Raw genomic sequence first — 25,430 nt, 5'->3', positions numbered from 1 at the left:
TGCCTGTGGCCACGAAAGTATTGAGGCTGCTCAGAAACAACAAAAACAGAATGGGGACAAAATGGGGTCAATTGCTCAAGGGAATACTGCCAACATTAAAGGCACAGCTGCTCGATGTAAAACGAGAAAAGCAGTAAGTTGATCTGCTGGCTTAGTCAATAATACTTATCAGGTAATGATAGAGGTTGGTTTCCACAGGCAAGCTTAACTTTTTGCGGATGCGTTTACGCTGCTTATAGGCCGATGCCAGTGTAATGTTAAGTTGTTCGGCTATCTCTTTAGTGGATAAGCCACTTGTAAGCAAGGAACAAAATAAGAGGTCGCCCTGTGTAAATGGTATCTGAAGGCGACAAGCAGCTTTTACCAGGCGCTGATCAATTAAGGCCTGAATCTTCGATTGACTAACCTGCCGCTTTAGTCGCATCACTTCACACTTGAGCAGATCGGCCGTTTGTCGGTACCGAAGGGCTTTAATAGGCTCATCAGCCGCCTCATTCAACCGGATAAAACACTCAATCAACTGCAAGTCATCCACTCGTACCCGCTGGGTCTTAACCAGGGTGGGTATGAGCTCGCCATCTGCACAAACATTCACACGCTCTAAAAACTGCCCATTGGTTAAATGTTCCTCTGTAATTTCTTCGGGAAGGTGGCTGGCAAACTCTTCGGGCACCAGGTCGTTAAGGTGCCGCCCTATCAATTGCGTGGGAGAAGCAAACTTGAACAGGCGCGCACCGTAGCCATTACACACCAGAATAACCCCTTGCAACGACAGCAGAAAGTGGCCAGTCGTATTGGAGGCAGATTTCTCAATGGAATGCATTAATTCAGTCAGCTTCATATTCACAAAGTAGATTCAGAGTTTTAAGGCATGCCGAAAATACTAAAATTTTGTTCATCTCTTAATAATTAGTTGACGGCTAACATTTCACAGCATGAGCGCCTAATCACCAACAGTCCGTTCCAAAGAATAAGCACTCGTCATCTTTCTATCTGTCATCATATTTGGGTGTATTTGATTAGATTGTACTATTTTTATTGTCTTTTGCTTTTATTTCATTACTTTTGAATCGTTTTTAATAATAATTTATCATTACAATATAGAATGGCACAACTATTTATACCTAAAAGCTATCAGCCTGTTTTGGATTTAAAACAAACCGAACATGCTATTAAAACGATAAAAGATCATTTTCAGACCGCCCTTTCAGCTGAATTACGCTTACGCAGAGTCACAGCTCCTTTGTTTGTTATGAAGGGAACCGGCATCAACGATGACCTGAACGGAACGGAACGCCCGGTGGCCTTTCCGGTTAAAGAGTTTAATGATCAGAAAGCTGAAGTCGTGCACTCGCTGGCCAAATGGAAACGCATGATGCTGGCCGACTATGAGATTGAACAGGGCTATGGCCTCTATACCGATATGAATGCCATTCGCCCCGATGAGGAGCTGGACAACATTCACTCTCTTTATGTGGATCAGTGGGACTGGGAACGCCATATATCAAGCGCAGAGTACAACCTGGATTACCTGAAATACATTGTTGAAAAAATATACGAGGTGATGAAGCGCACCGAATTTGTGGTATTTGAGCGCTATCCGGCTATTCAGCCCATCCTGCCCGAAACCATTACTTTTATTCAATCGCAGGATCTGCTGGATAAATACCCCGAGCTATCACCCAAAGAACGCGAAGATGCCATTGCCAAAGAGCATGGAGCTGTATTTATTATTGGTATCGGCCACCAACTGTCGAACGGAGAGAAACACGACGGCCGCGCTCCTGATTATGATGACTGGAGTACCTCAACCGTTAACGGCTATCATGGACTCAACGGCGATATACTGGTATGGAATCCTATTCTGGAACGCTCATTTGAGATATCTTCGATGGGAATCCGTGTGAGTCCCGAGGTTTTGAACAAGCAATTGGCCATCGAAAACTGCCCCGAACGGGCTGAACTGCTGTTTCACCAACGCCTGCTCAAAGGAGAATTGCCCCTGTCTATTGGAGGCGGCATTGGTCAGTCGCGCCTATGTATGTTTTTCCTGCGCAAAGCCCATATTGGTGAAATTCAGTCGAGCATTTGGCCGGATGAGATGCGACAAACCTGTAAGGAAAATAAAATTATTCTTGTATAACTATCCAACACTTCCTTAGTATCTGGCAGATGCTAAGGAAGCTTCTCTTACCCCATCCGTTCGATGCCCATGAGCTTTGACAAGCGATCCAATTCAACATCTTTACTCGTTGCATTGTCAAGGCGTTGCAAATTCATCAGCTTCTTTCCACGCTTATCAAATAAGCAAATCAGATCCTGCTCCTGAGTAATATCCAAGGCCCTGTTGCTTCTGCTGTATGTCCGGTAGACCTTATTTGAGTGCCAAAACCCAATTTGCATATCCGCTTGTATTTTCTGCCACTTGCCTGTTTTAGCAACACCAAACAGCAGATCGCCGCTGCGCACCCTTCTTTGTTCGAAATCGATGGTTGTATATGGCTTTGTAAAAGCGATAAACGCACCGATAAGCACCAAAATAATTGCTCCCAGGTAGCCCATTATAAAGAATACTACACCTAGAGTAAACAGAACAACTCCACTAAAGGAGCCAACTGGTCCAAAGGTTTTTCCAAAGCAGCTAGTTACGTTTTTCATCGGCAGAGGTTTATAGACTTGAAGATAATAATATTAGCTTAAAGCACCCCAAAACCGAATGGGAAGTGCCTCACGTGCACTAAAGTCCAGTCCAGCCAGGCTGTAATGACAAAAAACACTTTTTCCCATTTGCATATTCACTAACTTGCACTCTATTAAACTCAAAACTAAAATCGTATGCATCGCAAATATTTATTATCACTTGTGGTCTTGTTGTCAACAATTATGGCTGCAGCACAGTACCAACAGCATTTTACCAACGCAACCATGCGCCTCGACTATAATCACATTGGCACAGCCCACGAAGAGCACTTTGCTTTTGATCAAATGGTTAACGATGGCCAATGGGCCGGCAGTAAAACGGTTTTAATTGATGAACTCCGGTTAGGGAAATACTTTTTTGAAGTGAAGGATCCGGCCAGCGGCAAGATCCTCTATTCACGAGGCTATTCAAGCATATACGGCGAATGGGAAACCACGCCCGAAGCCAAAGAGAACTGGGGTAGTTTCCATGAATCACTGCGCTTCCCCTGGCCTAAAAATAAGGTTGATGTGACTATTTACAAGCGCAACATCCGTAATGGCTTCGACCCGGTGTGGACCTATGAGGTTGATCCCAATCACCACAGAGCCTTTCGCGCTGCGGCTGACAAACACTACAACACCTTTGACATCGTTGTGAATGGCGCACCCGAAAAACAAGTTGACATTGTTGTATTGGGCGAAGGCTATGGCAAGGAAGACATGGACAAATTCCACAAAGATGCCCATCGTTTTGCCGAAGTACTGCTGAGTACCGAACCTTTTGCCTCACAAAAGCATCAGTTTTCCATCCGCGCAGTTGAAACACCTGCACCACATTCAGGAGTAAATCATCCACATCAAGGCATTCATACCCGCTCAGCCCTATCCGTTACCTATGGGGCTTTCGACTCGGAGCGTTACGCACTGGGTTACGATAACAAAACCATACGCAACGCCTCTGCTGCTGTACCTTACGAATTCACAGCCATCCTCATGAACGACTCTATTTACGGAGGTGGCGGCATCTACAACCTGTACATTACGGCAGCCGTTAACAACGCGTTTCAGGAGTACCTGTTTGTACACGAGTTTGGCCACCATTTTGCCGATCTGGCTGATGAATACTACACCTCGGCCACCGCCTATGAAATGGATGCCGAGCACCTGGAACCCTGGGAGCTGAATGTAACCGCCAATACCAATCCCGAAACAATTAAATGGAAAGAACTTCTGACCCCTCATACACCGCTCCCAACTCCTTGGGAAAAAACAACGTATGATAAGCACAGTATTGAGGTTCAAAAGAAACGGGTTGAGATGCGCAAGGCCAAAGTGGAGGAAAAAGTCATGGAAGATTTCTTCCTCGATAAAAAGGCATGGGACGACCAGCTGTTGGCTAACATGCAATACAGTGGCCACGTAGGCGCTTTTGAAGGGGCTCAGTACAAAGCCAATGGCTTGTATCGGAGTGCGGCGAACTGCATTATGTTTACGCGGCACGATCATTTTTGCCCGGCCTGCCAAAGAGCCATTAAACTAATTATTGAACAATACACTCAATAAAAGAATGACAAAGGATGCCGGAGAAGGCATCCTTTTCTTTTTTATCTACTAAGGCAAATTAACATTTGACACCATTACTTCCAACCTGAGATGTTTTCATCTTTTTCGACTACCCAACAACAGCCTGGCAGAGTATTTTACCAGCTAATCATTGCCCGGCGATTATTTTCCGCAAAGGAGCCAACATAAGCTATCGTCGGGATAACTTATTGACCTAAAAACTCTAATTTAGCAGACACATAATTTAAACTGCTCACCAGGTTAACGCGCACTTCGCCTTCCCGGATAGCCAATCAAAAAACTAAATGCAGGGAATCAAACACATCTACTTTTTTAGCTACGACAAGACAGAGAGTGAGCTATGCAAACTTGAATCGAGATACATTTTTCAGCAGGAAGAAAAGAATAAGCAGCTCTTATCCAACATAAAAGCTGAACCATCCACCAGTGCCTTTATTAAAAAAAGACTGGATGTAATGCTGTGCGCAAACGATTACCCAACACTTATCAACAACATTAAAAAATTAGGACTCTGTGTTGAGGGTTTCAAGGTGGAGTATTTAGTTCTGGAGGCAGATTCAACTGAATATGCGAAACGACTTGAGAAATTAAAGGACATCGGTTACAGCATTGAAGGCACTCCGGATTATTATCATCCCACCATAACCTATGCCCTTTGTGTGCACGAAGGCGTTTGGTATTTTGGGAGTTTGGTGAAAAATAATTTTGCCTGGCATAAACACAAGCAAAAGCCATTTGCTTACAGTAATTCGATTAACATCCACATTGCCAAAGCCCTGATTAACATTGCAACAAAAGCCAACAAGAAAAAAACATTGCTGGACGCCTGCTGTGGTGTGGGCTCAATAATGCTGGAGGCCTGCTTCTCGGGCAATATCATCGAAGGCTGCGACATTAACTGGAAGGTGTGCAGGCAGGCGCGGGCAAACCTTGCGCACTTCAATTACACATCGAATGTTTACCGTTCCGATATCAAAGACATCAGCAGCCGGTATGATGCCGCTATTATCGATTTACCATACAATATTTTTAGCCACTCAGATGATGCCAATACTTTGCACATCATCGAATCAACAGCCAAAATTACTGACAGACTTGTTATTGTATCCACCACTGATATTTCTCTTTTAATTAAGAAGGCCGGATTAACAATTTCGGATGTTTGCAGTGTGAGTAAAAGTGGAAAAGTAAATTTTACCAGAAAGATATGGGTGTGTGAAAAAACCACTTGTGCAGTAAGCGCATCAAATACAACTGAATGCATGAGCCTCAATTCGTTATAAGCTTAAAACTCAAATAGGGCAAAGAACTTATAAATAATCAATAACCTTATGCAAACAGTGAACTATTGCAATTAAATTTAGTTGAAATACAAAGAGGCGGAACCGAAGCAACATATAAAACAGCCTTAATATACCCGCAGGTAACATAACGCTAACTGCAACAGGTCATAACTAACAATGAAGAAAGAAGATTTAACAGAGCAACTGAGGCAGGAATTGCTAACAAAAGATTTGGCAGCTTTTGAGGCAGCCATTGACTTTACCGAACAGAAATGGCACCAGATTAAAAACGACCTCAACAAGCGAGAGAAGAGCATGAAAGCGCAACTCAATAATCAGGCCCCTGATTTTTTGGTCACTCCCATTAACGAAGCTGGTGAGTGCTATGGCTCAGCTGTTTCGCTTGACAACTATAAAGGCAAACCATTGGCTTTGGTATTAGGCAGCTACACATGCCCCATCTTTCGCCGGCACAATAGTCGAATCAACACCATTTACGAGAACTACAAGGACAAAGCTGCATTTTTGCACATTTATGTGTATGAAATGCACCCGGTTAACAGCTGGTTTATTCCTGTTAACCTTAAAGATAATGTGGTATATGACCAACCAGCCACATTAGCCGACCGCGCTGCCATAGCCAGAGATTGGATAAAAGCCCAAAAAATAAAGATGCCGGTAGCCCTGGATGATATGCACAACAGTGTAGATAAGCTCTATGCTGGCTCACCCGAGCGCCTTTATGTGATCGATGGCGAAGGCAGCATTCGCTTTCGCTCTTCACAAGGCCCTTTTGATGATCAGGAAGTAGAGCAATGGGAAGCAGCCATAAAAAATCTGACCAACAGTCATCGATAATAAAATATGAAGCCACACGCCCTGTTACTTTTGCGCATGATGATTGACGCATCCGTAACCATGCGTTTACAAAGATAGTAAGCAATTAAAAACAGAAGAGTATTTAAAACACCAACATCAGGCTCGCTCAATCCTCCCTTTGAGGAAACTACGGGAGCAGCTAATCAGTAGAAAACAGGCAGGTAAACATCGGAAAGCAATTAACTACCAATCGCATTGCCTCCATTAATGCCCTTGGAATGATGTCTCATTAATTTTCTCAGCAATTACAAATACCAACTATAGTTTTTGCCCCGTTCGTACTATTTTTGTTTTCTGAAAAACAAAACCGTCAACTATTGGTTTAATCTTCAAAAAAATCGCATGAAACACGTTTGTACAAAAAATAAATTGGTCCTGACAGCCTTACTGGCTGTAATCTGTTTGGTGCCTGTAAAGGCGCAATCTGAAAATCACGATGAGCATCATCATCACAACCACACTTCAGAGCTGGGAGTTGCCAATTCGCTGGTGTATTTCACCAGCGAAAAAGAGCTTGCCTACGGCTTGCACCTGCACTACATTTACATGAAACCACACTCACCCTTTGGTATCGGACTGGGGTACGAACGTATATTTGACCATCACGGCCATAATACGATTGGTGTGGTAGGTGCCTACCGCCCTACCGACCGTTTAAGCTTTAACTTGTCGCCCGGCATTGCATTTGAAGATGGCGGGCATAGTAAAGGTCACTTTGCGATGCACTTTGAAACCACCTACGAATTCGAAATAAAAGACTTTCATATTGGCCCTGTGCTCGAAGTGGCTACCGATTCGGAGGATGTGCACATCAGTTTGGGGCTGCATGTGGGTATTGGATTTTAAAAATCCATTCGTATTACCTTAAAAGAACTTGGAAATAAATATCGGCAACAACTAATAAGTTACAGCTACACCAGTTTGAAAAAACAAAAACAGGGAATTCACAAACGAATTCCCTGTTTTTATATTATTGCAAAATAGGTCCTTAGTCTACTGCCTCAATCCCCATCATCAGTTCAGCAATGGTGGTATTGGCTGCATACACCTCTGCCTTATCTATGGTAATGGTTTTATAGCCTTGCTTTTCGAATACCAGACTGTAAATGCCGGTTTCCAGCCCCAATATGGCAAAATTACCCGCCGCATCGGTAAAAGTGGTCGTGTATACCTCTTGCCCATCCAGCACAAGAACCCGAACCCCCTCAATAGGTGTCTCAGTGGCATCCATAATGTAGCCTTTCAGGCTGCCAGTTATTGACAGATCTGCAGCCTTTATTACAGGTGTGAAAGAAAAGCCTTCAACACCGGTGGGAGCGGATAAATCACCTTCAAGCACAAAGGATTTGCTCACATCTAAAGCAAGCAGCAGGTCCGATGTTACCCCTCCTTTTATCTTGAGAACCGGCTCTATAAATAGGTCAACTCCTGTTTCATCATCACCAGGCACGTTTTCGACCAACACCCGTCCATCTTTTAGTTTGATGCTGACTGCACTTACGTATAAGCGAACCAGATCGTATTCGCCTGCAGCCATTCTTTTGTCAAGCAACTGAGTAGATACACCATTGGATAAATCCCGCATGTTAAACTCCATCTTCTCATTGCTGAGGGTGATAAAGGCACTACCCTCTTCATCATCCGTTTTTCGGATTTCAATTTTATTAATGATGACATTAGCGGCTTCCACCAGATCGCTTGGAAAAGATGCACCTGCCAGTTGCATTTTCAATTGACCATTAGAAGGTACCTCATCACTGCTACAGCTATAAAATAGGCTTGCAAATACGATCGCCATGATGGCAATCAAATGTTTTCCGTCCATAAAAAGTAACACTTAATTGTTTTTCAATGCTGTAAAACGTTATAAACACCTAAAAGTTACTTTCACCCGCTTATATTTTTACCAGGTAATACACAGCAATAAGCCTTTTGCAATTGGCACACAGCCTGCTTTTGAAGCCACTAGCCGTAAGCCGAAATATCCTGAAGTCGTTCGTAATTAAGGATGGTGATTTTACGACCCTCACTTTCCACAATTCCCTCCTTTCTGAAGTCAGCCAGGTTTTTCAGTACGCTCTCTTTTGAGAAACCAATTACCCGGGCTATATCACTCCTGGTTAGTGGCACTTCAAACGAACGCTGCCCGTAGCTCTTTTCGAATTCGCACAATAAAAAAGCCAATGCGCCAGCCGAATTACGCTCTGTCAGCTTCATATGCCAATTGAGAAAATTCTCATTCACCATGGATATATACTGAATAAAAGCCATGGAAAAGCGCGGATTACTGGTTAGCAAACGGGTAAATAGCTGATAATCGATAATAAGCACTTTACAATCGGTGAGAGCACGTGCTGAAAATCGATAGTTTTTGGTTGAATAAGCGCAGTTAATACCAATAATCTCCCCCGGGAAAAGCAGCATTAGGGACTGTTTACTGCGATCATCGTCGAGAGCTAATTCGACAGTGCCTGCCTGCAGCAAGTACAAATCATGAACCGGAGCTCCTTTCTTAACCACCACCTCACCCAGCTTAAAATCCAGGTATTTGGCGCTATCAAACAGTTCGGCCTTCTCTTCAACCCGAAGCTCGTTAATACAGGTACTGCCCGTTGGATAAATAATTTCCATAAGCTACAATTATTCAATAGTTATATGTTGGCTGGCTAAGCAGTATGCCCCGCCCCTTACAAGGGTGTAAAATTACACCCCACCCCATAGTTTAATACATGCTTGCATCCATTACCACACGCAGACAAAGCTATAGTTTTGTAAAAGTATTAAATTAAATTTTTTCAAATGGAAACATTACAAGAGCAAATCATCGATTTTAATGTGGAGTCAACTACCAAATCGAGTTCCTTGTCTGAAATAAAAGTGCGACAGTTTAATGTACTAATTGACGAACCCAGCCAGTTGGGTGGCACCGACCAGGCGCCCAACCCTGTTGAATACATTCTTTGTGGCTTAGCCGGATGCATGCACATTTTGGGCTTTAAAGTGGCCACTGAGCTGGAGATGCAGTTGAGTGATCTTAAAATTAATATTACAGGTCAACTTAACCCCATGAAACTTTTTGGAATGCCTACTGAAGATCGTGCCGGCTACCAGGGCATTACCATTGAGCTGCACCCCGAAACCAATGCGGATACTGAAACCATCGAAAAGTGGCGAAGCGTTATGGCCGACCGCAGTCCGGTACTTGATAACCTTAGCCGCGAAACACCAGTAGAGGTTAAAGTTAGCTAGATAAGCGCAAACACTTACATGAATATGCATACCTTCCCCCGGTTTGTTGATAGGAAACTATCGGACAGACCGGGTCTTTTTTTCCTTTCACATTACATAAAAACCTAAGGCTAACAGGTAGCAAAATCTTCTTCTAACACAAAACTTTCATTCTGCTGTCAATTGCTCACCCACACATTACCAACCACAACAATTAAATTGATACAATTTCGTCCATCTCATGAAATCGATTAATTTAGTACGGTGAAAAGGTAATGATTCCCCCACACTGCCAGGTGAATAGAGGAAACGATGATTGGGGAAAGTTACAAAATGATTTTTGTGAAGCACAGGTTATCATACTAACATAAATCTGGTTACCTTTATTTATATCAATGAGTAAATAAACAGACGAGGAAAATATAATTATAGTTTGGCTCACGAAAGCATCATAATAAAACCCAACTGTATTCATTCATTTTAACCATATCTTGATAATGAAAAACTTTTTTACGTTATTCTTTTTTCTGGGAGGCCTGACTCTTCTGTCAACATCGTGCCAAAAAGATACAATAACAGATCACGCGAAAGCCCTTTTACCGCTTCACGAAAACAACTCATGGACTTATCAACAGACTTGGGAAAACTATGCGACTGAATACATCGATACAATCATAAATGAGATTGGCAAGAAAACAATCATCTCCGGCTTTGAAGGATATGCTTATAACATCGGTGAAAGACCACATAACGCTACCTTTCTAATAAATAAAGATATAGATGGCAACCTGATTTTAGTGGGCGGGATTTCAGATGTTGATACATTACTTGTTTCCTCAACTTATTACAAGTATGATGCAAAAAAAGGAGAATCCTGGGCGGTAGATAATGTGCAACTAAATGAAAATGGAAGTTTTTTGAGTCGAACACTGCTAGTCACCTGCCTCAATTCTGACACGCTAATTACAACACCAAGCGGAACTTTTAACTGTATAGCTTTTGAACAATCGCCCAACGCCGGAGAAAATGTTTTCAGGTACTACTTTGCAAAAAACATTGGCATTGTGAAAAGTGAACATTTCGAATTAAAATCCCTACTCTCTTCGCAAGAGCTAATCAGCTATGAATTAATAAAATAACTTTATTTTACTAATTTTGAACTAAACCCCCTAATTCAACAACTATGACCCACATCCCTGTTGCAATACTAAAACAATTTCTTGCCTTTACAATATTACTCCTTGCGGGTACAGAAGCCCACTCACAATCACTGCTCGAAAAGACTGGAGGCATCACAACCAACTTTACTTTCACCAGCGCATCCGTTGAATTGCCGGTGCAGTCACAGGCAATTGTAAAAAGAGGTCTGGCCAAATTTGAATATAACAGTGGCATGGATGCAGGCTATGGGTATGGCTATGGCATGGAATGTTGGCGGCTCGAATTTACAACCACCGTAAAAATTAAAGAGCTACATATCAACAACGATAGAAGCAGAAAACAATACTTCAGCTTTAATCTGTGCGATAAAGATGGTGAAACGCTCCTGGTTGCACAACTTGATGAAGAGGCCATTGCGATGGTGAACAATGGTGATAAGCTACTCACCTACTCAATCAATCTCAACAGCATCCCGCTGATTCTGCTGGATAAAACCCAAAGTATTCGAATCGAAAAAGTTTTTGAAGAGTAAAACTCAAATAATAATTTCTACAAATACAACCCTCTGAAAAGAACCTATCTTTGTTCATCAAAAATCAAACACATGACTAGTATAAAGAATCTCCCGGGACACACCGCTCTATTTATTTTGCTCCTGACGCTCAGCGCATGCAACTTCAATAAATCAGAACAGAAGCAGCAAAACCATCAAAATGAGTTCGCTGATATGCATAATGCAAAAATTGCCTTGGATTGGGCCGGCCATTATGCAGGCATACTTCCTTGTGCTTCGTGCCCTGGGATTAAAATCAACATCCAACTTAAAGAAAATGGGACTTACCAAAAAACCACTGAGTACATCGATGAAGATGGTGAACCAGAAACTACTACAGGCACTTTTTATTGGTCGGATGACAACAATAAAATAACTATCGAAGAACACCTTTACTTCGTAGGCGAAGGTCAGTTAATTCACTTAGATAAGGAAGGAAACAGAATTAGTGGCGAGCTTGCCTCCCATTATATACTCAAAAAAAAAGCTCCTATTAATTAAGAAAAAGGTCTGCAACAAGCTATTCACCAGTTACTCGGTCGCTTCCTATCGTCATTCCAATACAAAGGAGTCAATCAAACCAGCTATAATGACTGTATTCGAGACCTCACGATTACTCGTTCGTCAGATCGCACACTCGGACATTGAGCCTCTTTGCACCATCTATTGCAAAAAGAACAATATGCGCTTTATCGCCGATGGCAACTACCGTTGGACACAACAAGAGCTGATGAATAAATACGAACGTGCCAACCGTCAATATCACCTTGGGACGGGCATTTTTGCCGTTGTATTAAAAGTAGACAATACAGTGATTGGAGAGGCTGGCTTATTCGACTCATTCAATAGCCTTGAAAAACTGGAACTGGGCTATATCATCGATTCAAAGTATTGGAAAAAAGGCTACGGACAAGAAGTGTGCCTCGGACTTATCAACTATGCGTTCAATACACTGCCAACACATACACTGGTTGCAAGGATGTATGCCCAAAACAAAAGCTCTGTCAATTTATCTGAGAAATGTGGAATGCTCAAAACCGGAGCTGGCCAAACCAGCGAAGGGAAAGCCTTTCTGGAGTATATTATTGAAAAAACAAACAGCGCTCATCGTTAATCGATAAAAGCTGATTATTTAACAAACAGAATCAGACCCTCATGGTAGAAAGTACAAACATTGATAAACTAAAGGATTTTGCTAAAAGAAGCGGTCGTCAAATCGTTTTAAAAGAAGAACAATATACACTGCCCGCTTATCGAAAAATACCGCATTTTAAACGAACGGTTTACATTCCCTATGATGAGCACAAGCAGCTCTTCTACGTTCTCTTCAGCGACTACTACAATGGGATAAGTGGACCAAACATCTTTTGCGGCATCTACTTTAAAACAGCTATCCCAAAAGCGACACAACTCAACTTCCGGCCCAAGAATATTATTGACAAACTCAACCCATTTTTAGCGGCCAAGGTACTCAAAACCAACAGTCGTTTTTTTGATTCCAAAGTAGTAACGAGCGGGAATAATGCATCAAGTGTCAGGCATTACTTCAGCAATTCAGTCCTGCAGCGGATGATGATAGAAAATTTAAGCACTGACATGTTTATGAACTTCTCGCTGAATGAAACCAATGTTGATTTTGTTCCGGAACTAAAAGAAGTCTCCCATTTTGCATTACTAAACCCGCAGGAATGGGTGATGGACCCTCAAACCATTGAGCGCTGGTTTACCTCCATGCAGAGGATACATTCATATTTGAGAAACACGACTTACTAAATAATCCATGTCCCAAACCAACATTAACAGGCAAAAACTAATGATATTCCTCGTTGTATTAGCTCTTGCCTCAAGTTTAAAGGCTCAAAGTACTCACCTCATTAAGTGCTATCCATCGACCTGTCAAGATGATGTTGCCAGTCCAAGTAACAAAGATCGGGTGACAAACCTGTATCTAAGAAACGATACCTGCTTCGTAAATATTCGGTTCACCGCCAATTGTGCTCATGAAGACGAACCGCTTACAACCGATGCCCAACTGGTTAACGACACCTTGTGCCTGTATTATTCGCTCACTCCCCAGATAACTGACACACTCTATAAAGATGGGGTTGCTATTTACGAACTAAACACTCGCTACAACGAATGCGATTGTTGTTTTGAGTTTTTGTACCTGGTCAGAGGAGTTCCGCACGACTCCATTCCCATTCGCCTGAATGATCAAGTCATTGAATTTACTGGCAAATAATAGAAAGCCAAACAGCACCTAAACGCAAGCTTCACACTGTAGGCAATCCAATCGATGCCATGTTATTCAACGGCTTCTCTGTACCTTACACGCTACCGACACAGAACCCAACACATGGACCACCCGCCACCTAAATAATTAACAGATAATATTTTAACAATACCCGCACTTGCAACTTAACGGGGTTATCTGTAACTTTTATGATTCACTAAACACCCTATCATGAAACATACACTGCACACCTATGCCAATGATGCCGTTACCGGGGTGTACAAGCAATCAAAAAATAGTTAGTTATGGAAAAATCAGGTGAATGCCCTTTTCACAAGGGGGCAAAAATGAGTATGGACAATAAAGACTGGTGGCCCAATCAGGTCGACCTGAGTATTCTTAGGCAGCATTCTGCCTTATCCAATCCTTTGGACAAAGACTTTGATTATAAAACTGCTTTTAACAGTCTGGATTACTTTGCCTTGAAAAACGACATCAAAAAGGTGTTAACAGACTCACAGGACTGGTGGCCGGCCGATTTTGGCAATTATGGACCACTGTTTATTCGCATGGCCTGGCACAGTGCCGGTACTTATCGCATTGGCGATGGACGAGGTGGTGGCAATCAAGGCCAACAGCGCTTTGCCCCACTTAACAGCTGGCCCGATAATGTCAACCTGGACAAAGCCAGAAGACTTCTGTGGCCAATCAAACAAAAGTATGGGCAACACATCTCCTGGGCCGACTTAATGATACTTGCCGGCAATGTGGCCCTGGAGGCCATGGGTTGTAAAACCATTGGTTTTGCCGGAGGCCGCAGCGATGTATGGGAGTCAGCCATGGATGTGTACTGGGGGTCCGAAGGTAAGTGGCTGGAAGACAGGCGCTACTCGGGCGACCGCGAGCTGGAAGAACCACTGGCAGCCGTGCAAATGGGGCTTATCTACGTCAATCCCGAAGGCCCTGATGGCAATCCCGACCCACTGGCAGCCGCCATCGACATACGCGAAACATTTGCCCGCATGGGCATGAATGATGAGGAAACAGTAGCCCTGATAGCCGGCGGACATACCTTTGGTAAATGCCATGGTGCTGGTCATGCTGATAATGTAGGACCCGATCCGGAGGCTGCCTCTATGGCAGAGCAAGGATTGGGCTGGAAAAGTAAGCATGGCAGTGGAAAAGGAGCCGATACCATTAGCTCGGGTCTGGAAGTAACCTGGACCCTTACCCCTACTAAATGGAGCCATCAGTTTTTTCAAATTCTATTGGAAAACGAGTGGGAATTAAGCGAGAGTCCGGCCGGCGCCAAGCAATGGATCGCCAAAAATTCTCCGGCAATCATTCCTGATGCCTTTGATTCCGATAAGAAGCATTTGCCCACCATGCTCACCACCGATTTATCGCTACGTTTTGATCCTGAGTATGAGAAAATATCCAGACGCTTTTATGAACATCCTGCAGAATTTGACATTGCCTTTGCCAAAGCCTGGTTTAAGCTCACCCACCGCGACCTGGGACCACGTAGTTTATACCTGGGGCCGGAACTACCTGAAGAAGAATTTATCTGGCAAGACCCAATTCCTGAGGCTAAGCATCCCGTAATTACCGATGCAGATATTAAACAACTCAAATCAGCACTCATCAAGTCGGGACTTACCAAAAGCGAACTGATTTACACCGCCTGGTCATCAGCCAGTACGTTCCGTGGCTCTGATAAAAAAGGAGGAGCCAATGGTGCCCGCCTTCGTTTAGAACCTCAACGCAGCTGGGAAGCTAACAATCCGGCACAACTGAACAAAGTACTGAATGTACTGGAATCTATCCAGAAAGAGTTTAACAGTCACTCAAACAAGCAAGTATCAATGGCCGATTTGATTGTATTAGGAGGATGTGCGGCAATTGAGCAAGCAGCCAAAGCCGGTGGTTTTAACGTGGAGGTACCCTTCACGCCTGGCCGTATGGACGCCACACAGGCGCAAACAGACAAGACGTCAATAGAGGTATTAGAACCCCTGTCGGATGGCTTCCGCAATTACCAGAAAACAAAGTACCAGATGTCTACCGAAGCCCTATTGGTTGATAAGGCCCAGTTACTAAACCTTAGTGCCCCTGAAATGACCGTTTTACTTGGTGGCATGCGCGCACTGGACGTTAACTACAAAAGCTCCAGACACGGAGTATTAACCGATAATCCCGGAGTGTTAAGCAACGACTTCTTTATTAACCTGCTGGACATGAACACCCAATGGAGTGCCACTGCAGATGATGAGGAGCTGTTTGAAGGCAAAGAGAGGCAAAGCGGTAAGATAAAATGGACGGCTACCCGGGCCGATTTGCTTTTTGGTTACAACTCAGAACTGCGCGCTTTGGCCGAGGTATATGCCAGTAACGACGCTAAAGAAAAGTTTGTAAAAGACTTTGTACAGGTTTGGAATAAGGTGATGAACCTGGACCGCTTCGATTTATAACAGTTAAACGGCTTGTAAATAACAGGGCCGGGCCCTCTTTGAGTCTGGCCTTTTTTAGATGCATAAGCGCATTAGTTTTACCTTCGTGCCTGCCAACGGAGCATTTTCTTAGAGTCAATCGCCAGCTTTGCCATTTTCTTAACTAATTTTACCTTTAACAACCCATTTTATAGCACTTATGGATTACCGCGATCGTGTTTTTATTGCCGTGGCCGAACACCTGAGTTTCTCAAAGGCCGCCGAACATCTGAATATCAGTCAGCCGGCTGTAACCAAACACATTAAAGAGCTGGAGAGCCGTTACGACATAGGCCTGTTTGAGCGAACAGGCAATAAAGTATACCTGACCCGCGCCGGCAAAAAGGTATACAACGCCTTCAAACAAATTGCCGCCCAATACCGGGAGCTTGATTTTGAGATGAGTCAACTTCATGATTCTGTATCCGGCGAGTTTATTATTGGCGCCAGCTCCACCATTTCGCAGTATGTAATTCCCAAAACCATAGCCTCGTTTCATAAGCGTTACCCTAAGATTCAGATTCACCTCATCAATGGCAATTCATTTGAGATGGAGCAGCTCTTATTGAATAATCAGGTCGATATTGCACTGGTTGAGAATAATTCGTCGCAGGCCGGCATCAGTTATAAACGTTTTATGGATGACGAACTGATTGTGGTAACCGGGGCAAACAGCGTTTATGCCAAGCGAAAAACCATTAGTAAAGACGACTTACTTCACTTTCCGCTTGTGCTACGCGAACAAGGATCCGGCACGCTTGACGTTATTAAAAAAGCGTTTACACAGCAAGGTATTGCCTTCGATAGCTTAAACACCCTGATCCATTTAGGCAGTACCGAATCCATCAAAAACTTTCTGCAGGACTTTGACGGTTTGGCCATTATTTCGGAGAAAGCAGCTTTGAGCGAGCTCTATATGAAAAGTCTGGTCAAACTCAAGGTAACCGATTTTAGTATTCCCCGAACCTTCAGAGCCGCTTTTAAGCAGGGCCACAAGAGTCGACTGGTAGAACTGTTTGAAACATTCCTATTCTCCTATAACTTTTAATTATTAGTGATAGTAATTATGTATTTGCTTTGATTATGGAGCTTCAATACTTTTGAACGAAAGTTTTTGAAGCATGAAAACAGCAACTACAAATTACACTTGGCTATATAAGGTATTAATTGCCGCCTGTTTTTTACCTTTCGTATCACCTGCTTTAGCATTGGCAGCAGGCATCACCTTTTCACTTTTAGGTTGGCGGCCAAAAAACTTACAGCAGTATACCTCGGCTATTTTACAAGGGTCGATTGTGCTCATGGGCTTTGGCATGCAGCTTACCGAAGTGGTGGCAGCATCAAAAAATGGGTTTATCGAAACCTGTATATCGGTTATACTGGTAATGCTGACCGGCCTGCTGTTGGGGCACCTATTCAAAGTAGAAAAAAACATTTCCCTGTTGATAGCAGCCGGAACCGCCATATGCGGAGGCAGTGCCATCGCTGCTGTTTCTCCCATTCTTAACAGCAAAAGCCATCAGAACTCCTTTGCGCTCATTGTGGTTTTTGTACTTAACGCGGTGGCCTTGGTGGTGTTTCCATTGGTAGGACATACACTTGGGTTAAGCCAGGAAGTATTTGGCAACTGGGCAGCCATTGCTATTCACGACACCAGCTCGGTGGTAGGTGCCGGAGCCGTTTATGGCGAAGAGGCGTTGCAAATAGCCACCACAGTCAAGCTGATCAGAGCGCTATGGATCATCCCTCTATCCATCGTAATAGCCCTTTTCAATAAAACCACAAACGGGAAGAAGGTAGCTGTTCCCTGGTTTATTCTACTATTTGTGGTTGCCATTTTGTTTGCTTACCTGTTCCCATCGTACTCAAGCACTTACGAACACCTTTACTGGCTTGGTAAGCGCGGCATGGTGGTGGCGCTGCTCCTGATTGGCTCCGGCATTTCGGTGCAGCAAATTAAACAATCGGGCTTCAAGAGTTTTGCCCTTGGCCTTACTCTGTGGATCATTACCGGAGTTGTATCACTAATTGCATTAATGAACTAATACTATGCCTAACATCTGGATTATACTAATTGTGGCTGTTTCCAGTCTGGTAAAGGGCATCACCGGATTTGGTTTCGCGCTGATATCGCTGCCTTTGCTAATCATGTGGTACCGTCCGACAGAAATTATACCGGTTCTGATGATCTGCAATTTCATCGCCTCCATATTTATCATCCTGCAAAAGAAAGAACGAAAGCTCGTTAATAAACAGGAACGCCTGCTGATTATTTCAGGTGGCCTCTTTACAATCGCAGGGGTCTTGCTCCTTAAATTTATTAATGAACAGCTGCTGGTGCATGTAACCGGTGGGGCGTTTATCATTATCACGCTCCTCTCGCTAAAACCCCAGAGAACCGCTCTCAAGAAACTCTCGAACTGGACTTATCTGGCGGCAGGAGCAGTAATTGGAGTAATAACGGGTTCGATTTCGGTTAGCGGACCTCCTCTGGCCCTGTTTCTGAATAAAGCCAATATCGATAAAATGGCGTTCAGGGAGGTATTTGCCTGGTTCAGCGTAGTTACCGCTTCCATTGCCATCATTGGCTACATCCCGGCCGGCCTCCTAACAATGGATAGTCTAAAACAAGTTGGGGTGTTTGTGCCTATCCTGTTAATGGGCACAATAGCCGGCAAGCGACTTAACCGGCTTATACCTGGCAGTAATTTCCGGCTTATCAACATTGTTATAACCCTTCTATCGAGTCTGATGCTAATAATTGGGTAAGCTGCAAGACAAATACGAGCCGCGTAAGGTGTCAGATTACTTGATGACACCTTTAATAGCACTATTCCAGGTAAAAGAACAGGCGGCCGATTTTTATCAATAAAGTACGACAAAAGGCACCATCCTCGGCGCGAGTATGACCTAATGAATAATTGACAAAAACGCGATAGGACTTTAACTTGTGCTGCTCAATTATCTCTTAACCTTCCTGCAGTACTTACCTAAAAAAACCATTGTGTTATGAAAACAAAACTGTTTGTCCGCAGAAACCTGAACTTCGCTCTGCTCCTGCTGCTTATTAGTGCCTGTGCGCCAAAGGTTGTTGATGTTACTACTGATATAGAGGCGATTAATAAAACCTACATGACAGCCATCGAAAATCGGGATGTCAAGACGCTCACCAGCCTCCACACCAATGATGCAGTTATTTTGCCATCGAACCAAAAAACCGTGGAGGGCATCGCTGCCGTTGAGCAGATGTGGCACGACGCCTTTGCCTATGGCATGGGCACCCTTAAACTGTCTACCTCCGAAGCCATCGCCTATGGTAATACTGCCAATGAGCTGGGAACCTATCAGTATTTCACGCTGGATAATGAATTGGTTGATGAAGGCAGATACCTGGTAGTTTGGAAAAAAGAGGACAATACCTGGAAAATTAACAAAGACATCTGGAACAGCTCCAGACCAATGCCCACCAGAGCCACTATGAATGATACGCTGGCCCTGGTAATTACTAAAGTTAAGCCCGATAAGCTCGAGCACCTCACAACTTTTGCCAAGGATGTATTTTTTCCGGCGTTTGAAAAACACTTTGCCGATTCAAAGGCCACAGCCCGCTTGTTTAAAGTTCTTAACCAACCCAAGGGACAGGCTGAACTGCTTTACTTTATCGATCCGCTAAAGCCACAGCATACGCATGATGTAAAAACAATCCTGTTCAGTCATTACTCGGAAGAAGATGCCGACCGGTATCTGGAAGATTTTAAGTCCTGCCTCATTGAGCAGGAAATGATGTATGTAGTACCCGTTAGTCGGTAAACGCTCCTGCAATGTCTAAAAACAGGATTGCCCCCTTCCTGCCAAAGGGGGCAATCCTGCTTAGCCAACTATTTTCACATTGGCTATTGCTGTATTAGTAGTTACCAACTCCTGCTCCATTGGGGCTTAGGTAATCATCAGGCATAGCGAAAGGAATATACGGATTATCTCCATTATTGATCACCTTAACAATAATCAATTCGGGCCAGTAGTACGATTTTTTTCCAATCTCATCACCATCGGCATTGTACCAAAAATCACCATCCAGTATATCGGTACTTTTACTGGCTACCAGTGTTCTTACCTGGGTCCATTTCTGCTCTCCATCATCCATCTGGTAATGAAAAACAATCCAGGCGCCGGAATCAACCCATGTATCCGGGTAAACCGCCTCTTTCGATAGCAAGGCATCATTCCATTTCATCATCAGCTTACAATCGAGCAGGCCAGCAGGCATCATATTCACAAAGTAGGGGTATTTGGCCACAAGAGCTTCCCAGAAGCTCACCCCTTCACCTTTATAAACCATGTCTTTATAGTGCGGCATGTACATAAAGGCCGGATCGCCAAACATGGCATTAATAAGGTAGCCGTCGAACAGGCGGGCCGTGTAGTTAAACCCCCATTCATCAAAACCTGTTAGCTTGGTTTTATCCGCGTTACCGGCTTTTAATTCGGCTTGATAGGGCTGCTGAACGTCGCTAATTTCTTTTTCGCAGGCAACAAAGAGCAATAAAAGAATAAATACAATTGACAAATAGTTAAACTTTTTCATGGCTATTGATTTTAATGTTCCTGTCAAAGTTCATACATAAAGTGTTGCAGGCCATTAAACAAATAGTGCATCGTATTAAACGGATGGTTCAAATCATAAGAAAGCCCGGCATTGATGTTGCATCTCTTTTGTTAGAATCCTACACCCCAACCCTAGAATCGCCGGATAGCGTAAGCCCCATTAATTACCGGGGAATTTGAACCCCCACCTGCTCTGCAATGGCCATAAAGCGAGGGGTATCAGTCAGTTTATTGAAACTGGGCAGCAGGATTATAAATGGCAAATCAGGATCCTTGTATTTATAGGCAAACTCCAGGTAGTCCATGGCTCCATCTTTATCATCCACAAACAAATGAACCATTGCAATAATAGCCGGATTGGAACAGTACATCTTTTCGCCGGTAGTGGTTTGTTTCAGCCAATAGTCGATGCTCCTATCAAAGCTTTCTCTTTGGTAGTATTCAACCAAATCGTGGTTGCCAATAAACCGGTGCAGTTCGGTCCAGGCGGCCAGGGCCTTTGCCTTATCGCCCTGCATGTAATAAGCATAACCAATGCCATCCCAGGCAAACCCGTAACTCGGAAACATTTCCAGAACATAGCTGTATTGCCTGATAGCCTGCTCATACAAGCCGGAAAAGGTATAGCATTTGGCAACCAAACTACAGGTGCGTGGGTTGAGGGGATCTCGCTTTTCGGCTTCCCTGGCCATAGCAAGAGCTTTGGGCATATCACCCTTTACCGAATAGTATTGACTGAGCGAACTATAGCCCAGTGCATTGTTGGGATTGAGTTCAAGCCCTTTCTCAACCATCTCCTTCATGCCTTGCCAGTTATAATCAAATTTACCCAAAATATTGCCCTTGGTGATAAACGCTTCGGCCAGCGAACCATCTAAGGCGATGGCCCTTTCCAAAGCCCTGTCGATAGCCAACCGTCCCTCCTGCCGGTTTTGCAGCTTTTTTTCATTGTTACGGATAAATTTATTCACACTGATATAGCACTCTGCCAGCAGGCTAAAAGCGGGGGCAAAAGTTGAATCCTCTTCAATGGTATGCTTCAACAGCTCAATGGCCCCCTGCAGGGACTGAGGCGTTTGTTGCTGCCATAAATGCCTTGCTTTCAGGTATGGCTCATAACTAACAGACGTTTCCAGTGCTGCTGATTGAGTACCAGGCGGCGTAACAGCCAGCTGAATTTCATTGGCCACTGAGCGGGATATGCTGTTGGTAATCCGGAAGATATCCTTCGCATCCTGTTCGTACTTTTGCGCCCACAGATGTTTCTCGTCCGGCACCGGATCAATTAACTGGGCATTCACCCTTAAACTGTCGTTGACATACACCACTGAGCCCTCCAGCAGGAGATTAACCCCCAGCTTTTTAGCAATGAGCGGATAATGCTTAATGGAATCCTGGGCAAACTCGGCTGAACCCCTCGATACAACACGCAGATGGCGGACTTTAGATAGCTCCAGAATAATGGCATCGGTAAGACCCAGTGCCACGTACTCCCTGTTCTGCTGCGGAGAAAGGTCCAAGAAGGGCAACACGGCTATAGACGGCTCTTCGGCCGGCTGCGAGAGGGCCACTGTATGGCGCTTTTCGCCCAATAGGAGTATAATAATGAGAAGCAGGCCTACTGCGGCAAGCGGATAGATAATGTTTTTAATGCGAACGCCCTTTTTCCCTTGTTCGCGCTGCCTGTTAGCCTCCATGTGCCTAAGTTTCTGGTACTCGCCGGGGGCATAACCATATTTCTCATGAAAACACTTGTTGAAATAAGAGGGACTGTTAAACCCCACCTGAAAGGCAATTTCGGCAATAGTGTACTGCTCCTGCTCAATCAACTTCAGGGCTTCCTCCAGCCGAATATCTCTAATGATAACCGTTGCAGAATGATGGGTTTCTTCCTTTAGCTTTCTGAATAGCTGTGAGCGGCTCAGCCCCATTGCCGCAGCCAACTCATTCACATTAAAGTCCTCATCGGTAAGGTGCTGGAGAATAACCGCTTTAACCTTGTTCAAAAACTTATCATCTGCCATGGCGTCCCTTCATTCATTTTGCCTATTGGTAAATTACAATATATTTTGGCAAATGGTAAGGATTAACTTTCTAATAATTACTTCTTCTGGCAGTTAAGGCGTGTCAGCCCGGCCGGCTCGAGGACAATTGACATAGTACCGCTTAGCTAAACAGCTAATTATTGCACAGATGACGTGGGCTGTGCACCCCGACAACTTGGGTAAGCTGCCCAAACTACAGACCATCGCTCACACTCTCTCCTTCTGTAAGTGGATTCGTCACCACTATCCGGCATTTTATTAGGATAAGTAGGCTACTGTGGAAATAAATTATAATTTAGCTTCATAAGACAGGTAAGCTACAGCTCCAAAGGGGGATTATTTGAATAAACAAAGGCTCATAACCACATAAAAACATTTAAACGAAAACGCCTACTGTTAAAACATATAAATCCATTACCACTTGTATCTGCTTAGTAATAGTGGCTATTGGCGATGTATCGGTAATAGGTGCGGATATGAATTAGTTAGCACCCATGCAGAATGAACGCAGTAGAGAAAAGAGAAAACAGAATCCGTGATTTGGTAAACCATCCATGGAAATTGCAGGCCTTGTTGGAAGATAAGGCCAAATGGAATAAGCTATGTGCTTCTATGGATGTTATTGGAGATACACAACTGGCAATTAATGATTTTTTTAGTTTGCCTTCATTTTCCTCAAATAATGGAGGGTACTTATACCTATATGGTTTATTACAGGCTCTGTTTTTACAACAAGACGCCATCAATCATTTATCAGAGGCATTATTTGGCAAGGAAATTAATTGGAAGAAGGATTATCCAGATATTTATCATGTAAGAGAATTGAGAAATGATTCTATTGGCCATCCTACTAAAAGAGGAAAAGACAAATCATTTCATTTTATTGCCAGATACTCTATTTCTAATGGACATTTTAGATTAATGTCACATTATTCAGATTTGAATAAACATCTATTCCGAGATGTAAAGATTCAAGAACTTAAAGACAAACAAGAAAATAGTGTAGTCGGAATTTTAGATAATGTTATTGAGCTTATGGAAAAGGAATATGAAGCACATAAGAAACAATTTACAGACAATAAAATTAGTGAATTGACAAACGGTATTAGTTATTCCATTAGTAAGGTCTATGAAGGAATTTATAATAGTTACCCTTTGGCTGAAATGAACTTCTCAATAATAAAATCAACAATTGAATCAGTTAAAGAGCAAATTATAAAGAGGTATGGAAAAATATCAGCGCTGCAAGGAGTTGAAGATGTAATTAGACGAATCGATTATATTTTAGAAAGAATGAATGTTTGGATTTCAGAAGATAATCTTCTCAACAATTATGATGCTGAGGTTTTTATGGATAGCTTCTCTGATAGAGTCGTTGAACTGGAAACAATGTTAAAAGAAATAGATGAAGAATTTAAATAAACACGGGTGCTAACAAACCGCAATAGCGCATAAGGCGTTCCACTCATTTTGGTTGGTTCGCAACTTCGGCGGTCAGCGCCAAATCGCAGATTTGGCTTTAAAAGGAAATGTAAAACAAAATATGCGCTTTGGCGCCGCTCAATTTGAAAGTTTGTAAGGTTAAATCGCCTTACGACGCCATGCGGCAGGCCGTTGGGCACAATTGAGCAAATGATTTCAAAGAGCAATTTATGATAGAATTTATTAACGAATATTTTGGAGTTGATAACAATGTATCTGTTCCTATTTTTATTACATTATTTGTCTTTTTTACAGGAGGTATTGTAAAGTTCTTATTTAACCTATACGCATCCTATATCAGTCGAAGAAATACAAGAAGAACTTTCCGAAAATTAATAGAGAGAACTATAAGAGAATTAGTAAAGAAGGAGAAATGCATTAAGGAATTAATTGACACTTTACATATAGAATATTTCGAGAATTGGTTAATTAAGCATGTCAGCCTATCATATATGGACACGTTCCTAAATTTTAATTATAGTGACATCTATTTGGCATTTCATAGTAAATACTCTTTGTGCCCTAAAAAGAATGGCTTGCGTGAAACTGCATTTCATAGAACTTGGTCTTTGATAAGGGGTTTAAAGTTTATGGAAGAACCATCTTATAGTGCCTTAGAAAAAATGATTGTAAAATATAATAATTACAAGGACCTATATAGTGAAGGGCTAGAAGAATACCGCAAATTATTTGAAAAAACGGCTTTATTTGTGGATGGACAAAAAATTCACAAAGATTATGCAATGTTTTATTCTCAGTTGGACAAAAAATTCAGCGATTGGCAACAAAAAGACCCAAGAACTAGGACACATCCATTTGTAACTTATACTGACATTGTGGAACCCTCAATGGAAATTTGTAGGCAAAATCATAAAATACCAGCTAGTAGAATATTTGATAGTCCGTTAATGCAATCAACAAATGAATTTATTGAAATGAAGAACGTAGTGAATACTTACAGAAAACAGTACTTTCATTACTACTATTTTTATCGGACTTCTAGAAGGTTGTTAGAAAAGATATTAAAAATCCTGAGAAAATAAATAACTGTGCCCAACAAACCGCAATAGTGCATAAGGCGTTCGTAGGGTTTTGTAAAGTTCGCATCTCTGGCAACCAGCGCCAAATCGCTGATTTGGCTTTGAAATGAAAAGATAAACTCAAATACAACGCTTTGGCTCAGCTCATTTTGGAAAGTTCGTAAGA

Annotated in this window: 25 protein-coding genes; 19 read left to right on the top strand and 6 right to left on the bottom strand. The window is 42.9% G+C overall.

Going from position 1 to position 25,430, the window contains the following annotated elements; genetic code table 11:
• Positions 1–151: 151 nt before the first annotated feature.
• Positions 152–841, bottom strand: coding sequence for a PAS domain-containing protein (locus ACSX1H_RS03615; RefSeq protein ID WP_439182284.1), 690 nt, complete (start codon positions 839–841; stop codon positions 152–154).
• Between the two features lie 264 nt (positions 842–1,105).
• Here ACSX1H_RS03615 and asnA point away from each other — a divergent pair, with 264 nt between their 5' ends.
• Positions 1,106–2,143 carry an aspartate--ammonia ligase gene (gene asnA / locus ACSX1H_RS03610; RefSeq protein ID WP_439182282.1) on the top strand — a complete coding sequence of 346 codons (1,038 nt, stop codon included), beginning with the start codon at positions 1,106–1,108 and terminating at the stop codon, positions 2,141–2,143.
• A 47-nt stretch (positions 2,144–2,190) separates the two neighbouring features.
• On the opposite strand, the gene ACSX1H_RS03605 is transcribed toward asnA, so the two are convergent.
• Positions 2,191–2,658, bottom strand: coding sequence for a hypothetical protein (locus tag ACSX1H_RS03605; protein WP_439182280.1), 468 nt, complete (start codon positions 2,656–2,658; stop codon positions 2,191–2,193).
• A 177-nt stretch (positions 2,659–2,835) separates the two neighbouring features.
• On the opposite strand from ACSX1H_RS03605, the gene ACSX1H_RS03600 reads away from it, so the two are divergent.
• The 4 genes from ACSX1H_RS03600 to ACSX1H_RS03585 all read left to right on the top strand — a co-directional run bounded on the left by ACSX1H_RS03600 (position 2,836) and on the right by ACSX1H_RS03585 (position 7,274).
• Complete coding sequence (locus ACSX1H_RS03600) at positions 2,836–4,245, top strand: M64 family metallopeptidase (RefSeq protein WP_439182278.1); 1,410 nt, start codon at positions 2,836–2,838, stop codon at positions 4,243–4,245.
• A 305-nt stretch (positions 4,246–4,550) separates the two neighbouring features.
• Positions 4,551–5,549: a TRM11 family SAM-dependent methyltransferase gene (locus ACSX1H_RS03595; RefSeq protein ID WP_439182277.1), complete on the top strand. Its 999-nt coding sequence runs from the start codon at positions 4,551–4,553 to the stop codon at positions 5,547–5,549.
• 177 nt (positions 5,550–5,726) lie between these two features.
• Positions 5,727–6,407: a deiodinase-like protein gene (locus ACSX1H_RS03590; RefSeq protein ID WP_439182275.1), complete on the top strand. Its 681-nt coding sequence runs from the start codon at positions 5,727–5,729 to the stop codon at positions 6,405–6,407.
• A 363-nt stretch (positions 6,408–6,770) separates the two neighbouring features.
• Complete coding sequence (locus ACSX1H_RS03585; protein WP_439182273.1) at positions 6,771–7,274, top strand: hypothetical protein; 504 nt, start codon at positions 6,771–6,773, stop codon at positions 7,272–7,274.
• 142 nt (positions 7,275–7,416) lie between these two features.
• Here ACSX1H_RS03585 and ACSX1H_RS03580 read toward each other — a convergent pair whose 3' ends face one another.
• A complete protein-coding gene (locus tag ACSX1H_RS03580; RefSeq protein ID WP_439182271.1) occupies positions 7,417–8,253 on the bottom strand; it encodes a DUF4382 domain-containing protein in 837 nt (278 codons plus the stop codon).
• 140 nt (positions 8,254–8,393) lie between these two features.
• Entirely contained in the window at positions 8,394–9,059 is a 666-nt protein-coding gene (locus tag ACSX1H_RS03575) for a Crp/Fnr family transcriptional regulator (RefSeq protein WP_439182269.1), read from the bottom strand.
• A gap of 168 nt (positions 9,060–9,227) precedes the next feature.
• Between ACSX1H_RS03575 and ACSX1H_RS03570 the strand changes: the two genes are divergently transcribed.
• The 12 genes from ACSX1H_RS03570 (at position 9,228) to ACSX1H_RS03515 (ending at position 19,902) form a co-directional block, all read left to right on the top strand.
• Entirely contained in the window at positions 9,228–9,677 is a 450-nt protein-coding gene (locus ACSX1H_RS03570) for an OsmC family protein (RefSeq protein WP_439182268.1), read from the top strand.
• Between the two features lie 476 nt (positions 9,678–10,153).
• Entirely contained in the window at positions 10,154–10,795 is a 642-nt protein-coding gene (locus ACSX1H_RS03565) for a TapB family protein (RefSeq protein ID WP_439182266.1), read from the top strand.
• A 44-nt stretch (positions 10,796–10,839) separates the two neighbouring features.
• Positions 10,840–11,349, top strand: coding sequence for a hypothetical protein (locus ACSX1H_RS03560; protein ID WP_439182264.1), 510 nt, complete (start codon positions 10,840–10,842; stop codon positions 11,347–11,349).
• Positions 11,350–11,421: 72 nt separating this feature from the next.
• Positions 11,422–11,871, top strand: a complete 450-nt coding sequence (locus ACSX1H_RS03555; RefSeq protein ID WP_439182262.1) for a copper resistance protein NlpE — start codon at positions 11,422–11,424, stop codon at positions 11,869–11,871.
• 88 nt (positions 11,872–11,959) lie between these two features.
• On the top strand, positions 11,960–12,484 hold the full coding sequence (locus ACSX1H_RS03550) for a GNAT family N-acetyltransferase (RefSeq protein WP_439182260.1): 525 nt from the start codon (positions 11,960–11,962) through the stop codon (positions 12,482–12,484).
• 41 nt (positions 12,485–12,525) lie between these two features.
• A complete protein-coding gene (locus ACSX1H_RS03545; RefSeq protein WP_439182259.1) occupies positions 12,526–13,143 on the top strand; it encodes a hypothetical protein in 618 nt (205 codons plus the stop codon).
• Between the two features lie 40 nt (positions 13,144–13,183).
• The gene (locus tag ACSX1H_RS03540; RefSeq protein ID WP_439182257.1) at positions 13,184–13,612 is read left to right on the top strand and encodes a hypothetical protein; all 429 of its coding nucleotides are present in this window, start codon (positions 13,184–13,186) and stop codon (positions 13,610–13,612) included.
• 296 nt (positions 13,613–13,908) lie between these two features.
• On the top strand, positions 13,909–16,074 hold the full coding sequence (gene katG / locus ACSX1H_RS03535; protein WP_439182256.1) for a catalase/peroxidase HPI: 2,166 nt from the start codon (positions 13,909–13,911) through the stop codon (positions 16,072–16,074).
• A 178-nt stretch (positions 16,075–16,252) separates the two neighbouring features.
• The gene (locus ACSX1H_RS03530; protein WP_439182254.1) at positions 16,253–17,140 is read left to right on the top strand and encodes a LysR substrate-binding domain-containing protein; all 888 of its coding nucleotides are present in this window, start codon (positions 16,253–16,255) and stop codon (positions 17,138–17,140) included.
• Between the two features lie 73 nt (positions 17,141–17,213).
• A complete protein-coding gene (locus ACSX1H_RS03525; protein ID WP_439182253.1) occupies positions 17,214–18,137 on the top strand; it encodes a YeiH family protein in 924 nt (307 codons plus the stop codon).
• A gap of 4 nt (positions 18,138–18,141) precedes the next feature.
• Positions 18,142–18,861: a sulfite exporter TauE/SafE family protein gene (locus tag ACSX1H_RS03520; protein WP_439182252.1), complete on the top strand. Its 720-nt coding sequence runs from the start codon at positions 18,142–18,144 to the stop codon at positions 18,859–18,861.
• 240 nt (positions 18,862–19,101) lie between these two features.
• On the top strand, positions 19,102–19,902 hold the full coding sequence (locus ACSX1H_RS03515) for a YybH family protein (protein WP_439182250.1): 801 nt from the start codon (positions 19,102–19,104) through the stop codon (positions 19,900–19,902).
• Between the two features lie 94 nt (positions 19,903–19,996).
• Here the strand turns inward: ACSX1H_RS03515 and ACSX1H_RS03510 are convergent, their stop codons facing one another.
• The gene (locus ACSX1H_RS03510) at positions 19,997–20,677 is read right to left on the bottom strand and encodes a hypothetical protein (RefSeq protein ID WP_439182249.1); all 681 of its coding nucleotides are present in this window, start codon (positions 20,675–20,677) and stop codon (positions 19,997–19,999) included.
• 184 nt (positions 20,678–20,861) lie between these two features.
• Entirely contained in the window at positions 20,862–22,721 is a 1,860-nt protein-coding gene (locus tag ACSX1H_RS03505; protein WP_439182248.1) for a helix-turn-helix domain-containing protein, read from the bottom strand.
• Positions 22,722–23,243: 522 nt separating this feature from the next.
• Between ACSX1H_RS03505 and ACSX1H_RS03500 the strand changes: the two genes are divergently transcribed.
• On the top strand, positions 23,244–24,164 hold the full coding sequence (locus tag ACSX1H_RS03500) for a hypothetical protein (protein WP_439182247.1): 921 nt from the start codon (positions 23,244–23,246) through the stop codon (positions 24,162–24,164).
• Between the two features lie 230 nt (positions 24,165–24,394).
• A complete protein-coding gene (locus tag ACSX1H_RS03495; protein WP_439182246.1) occupies positions 24,395–25,267 on the top strand; it encodes a hypothetical protein in 873 nt (290 codons plus the stop codon).
• Positions 25,268–25,430 lie beyond the last annotated feature (163 nt).

The sequence above is a fragment of the Carboxylicivirga taeanensis genome (assembly GCF_051851475.1).
Lineage (GTDB): Bacteria > Bacteroidota > Bacteroidia > Bacteroidales > Marinilabiliaceae > Carboxylicivirga > Carboxylicivirga taeanensis.
This window is presented reverse-complemented; position numbering and strand designations above follow the sequence as displayed.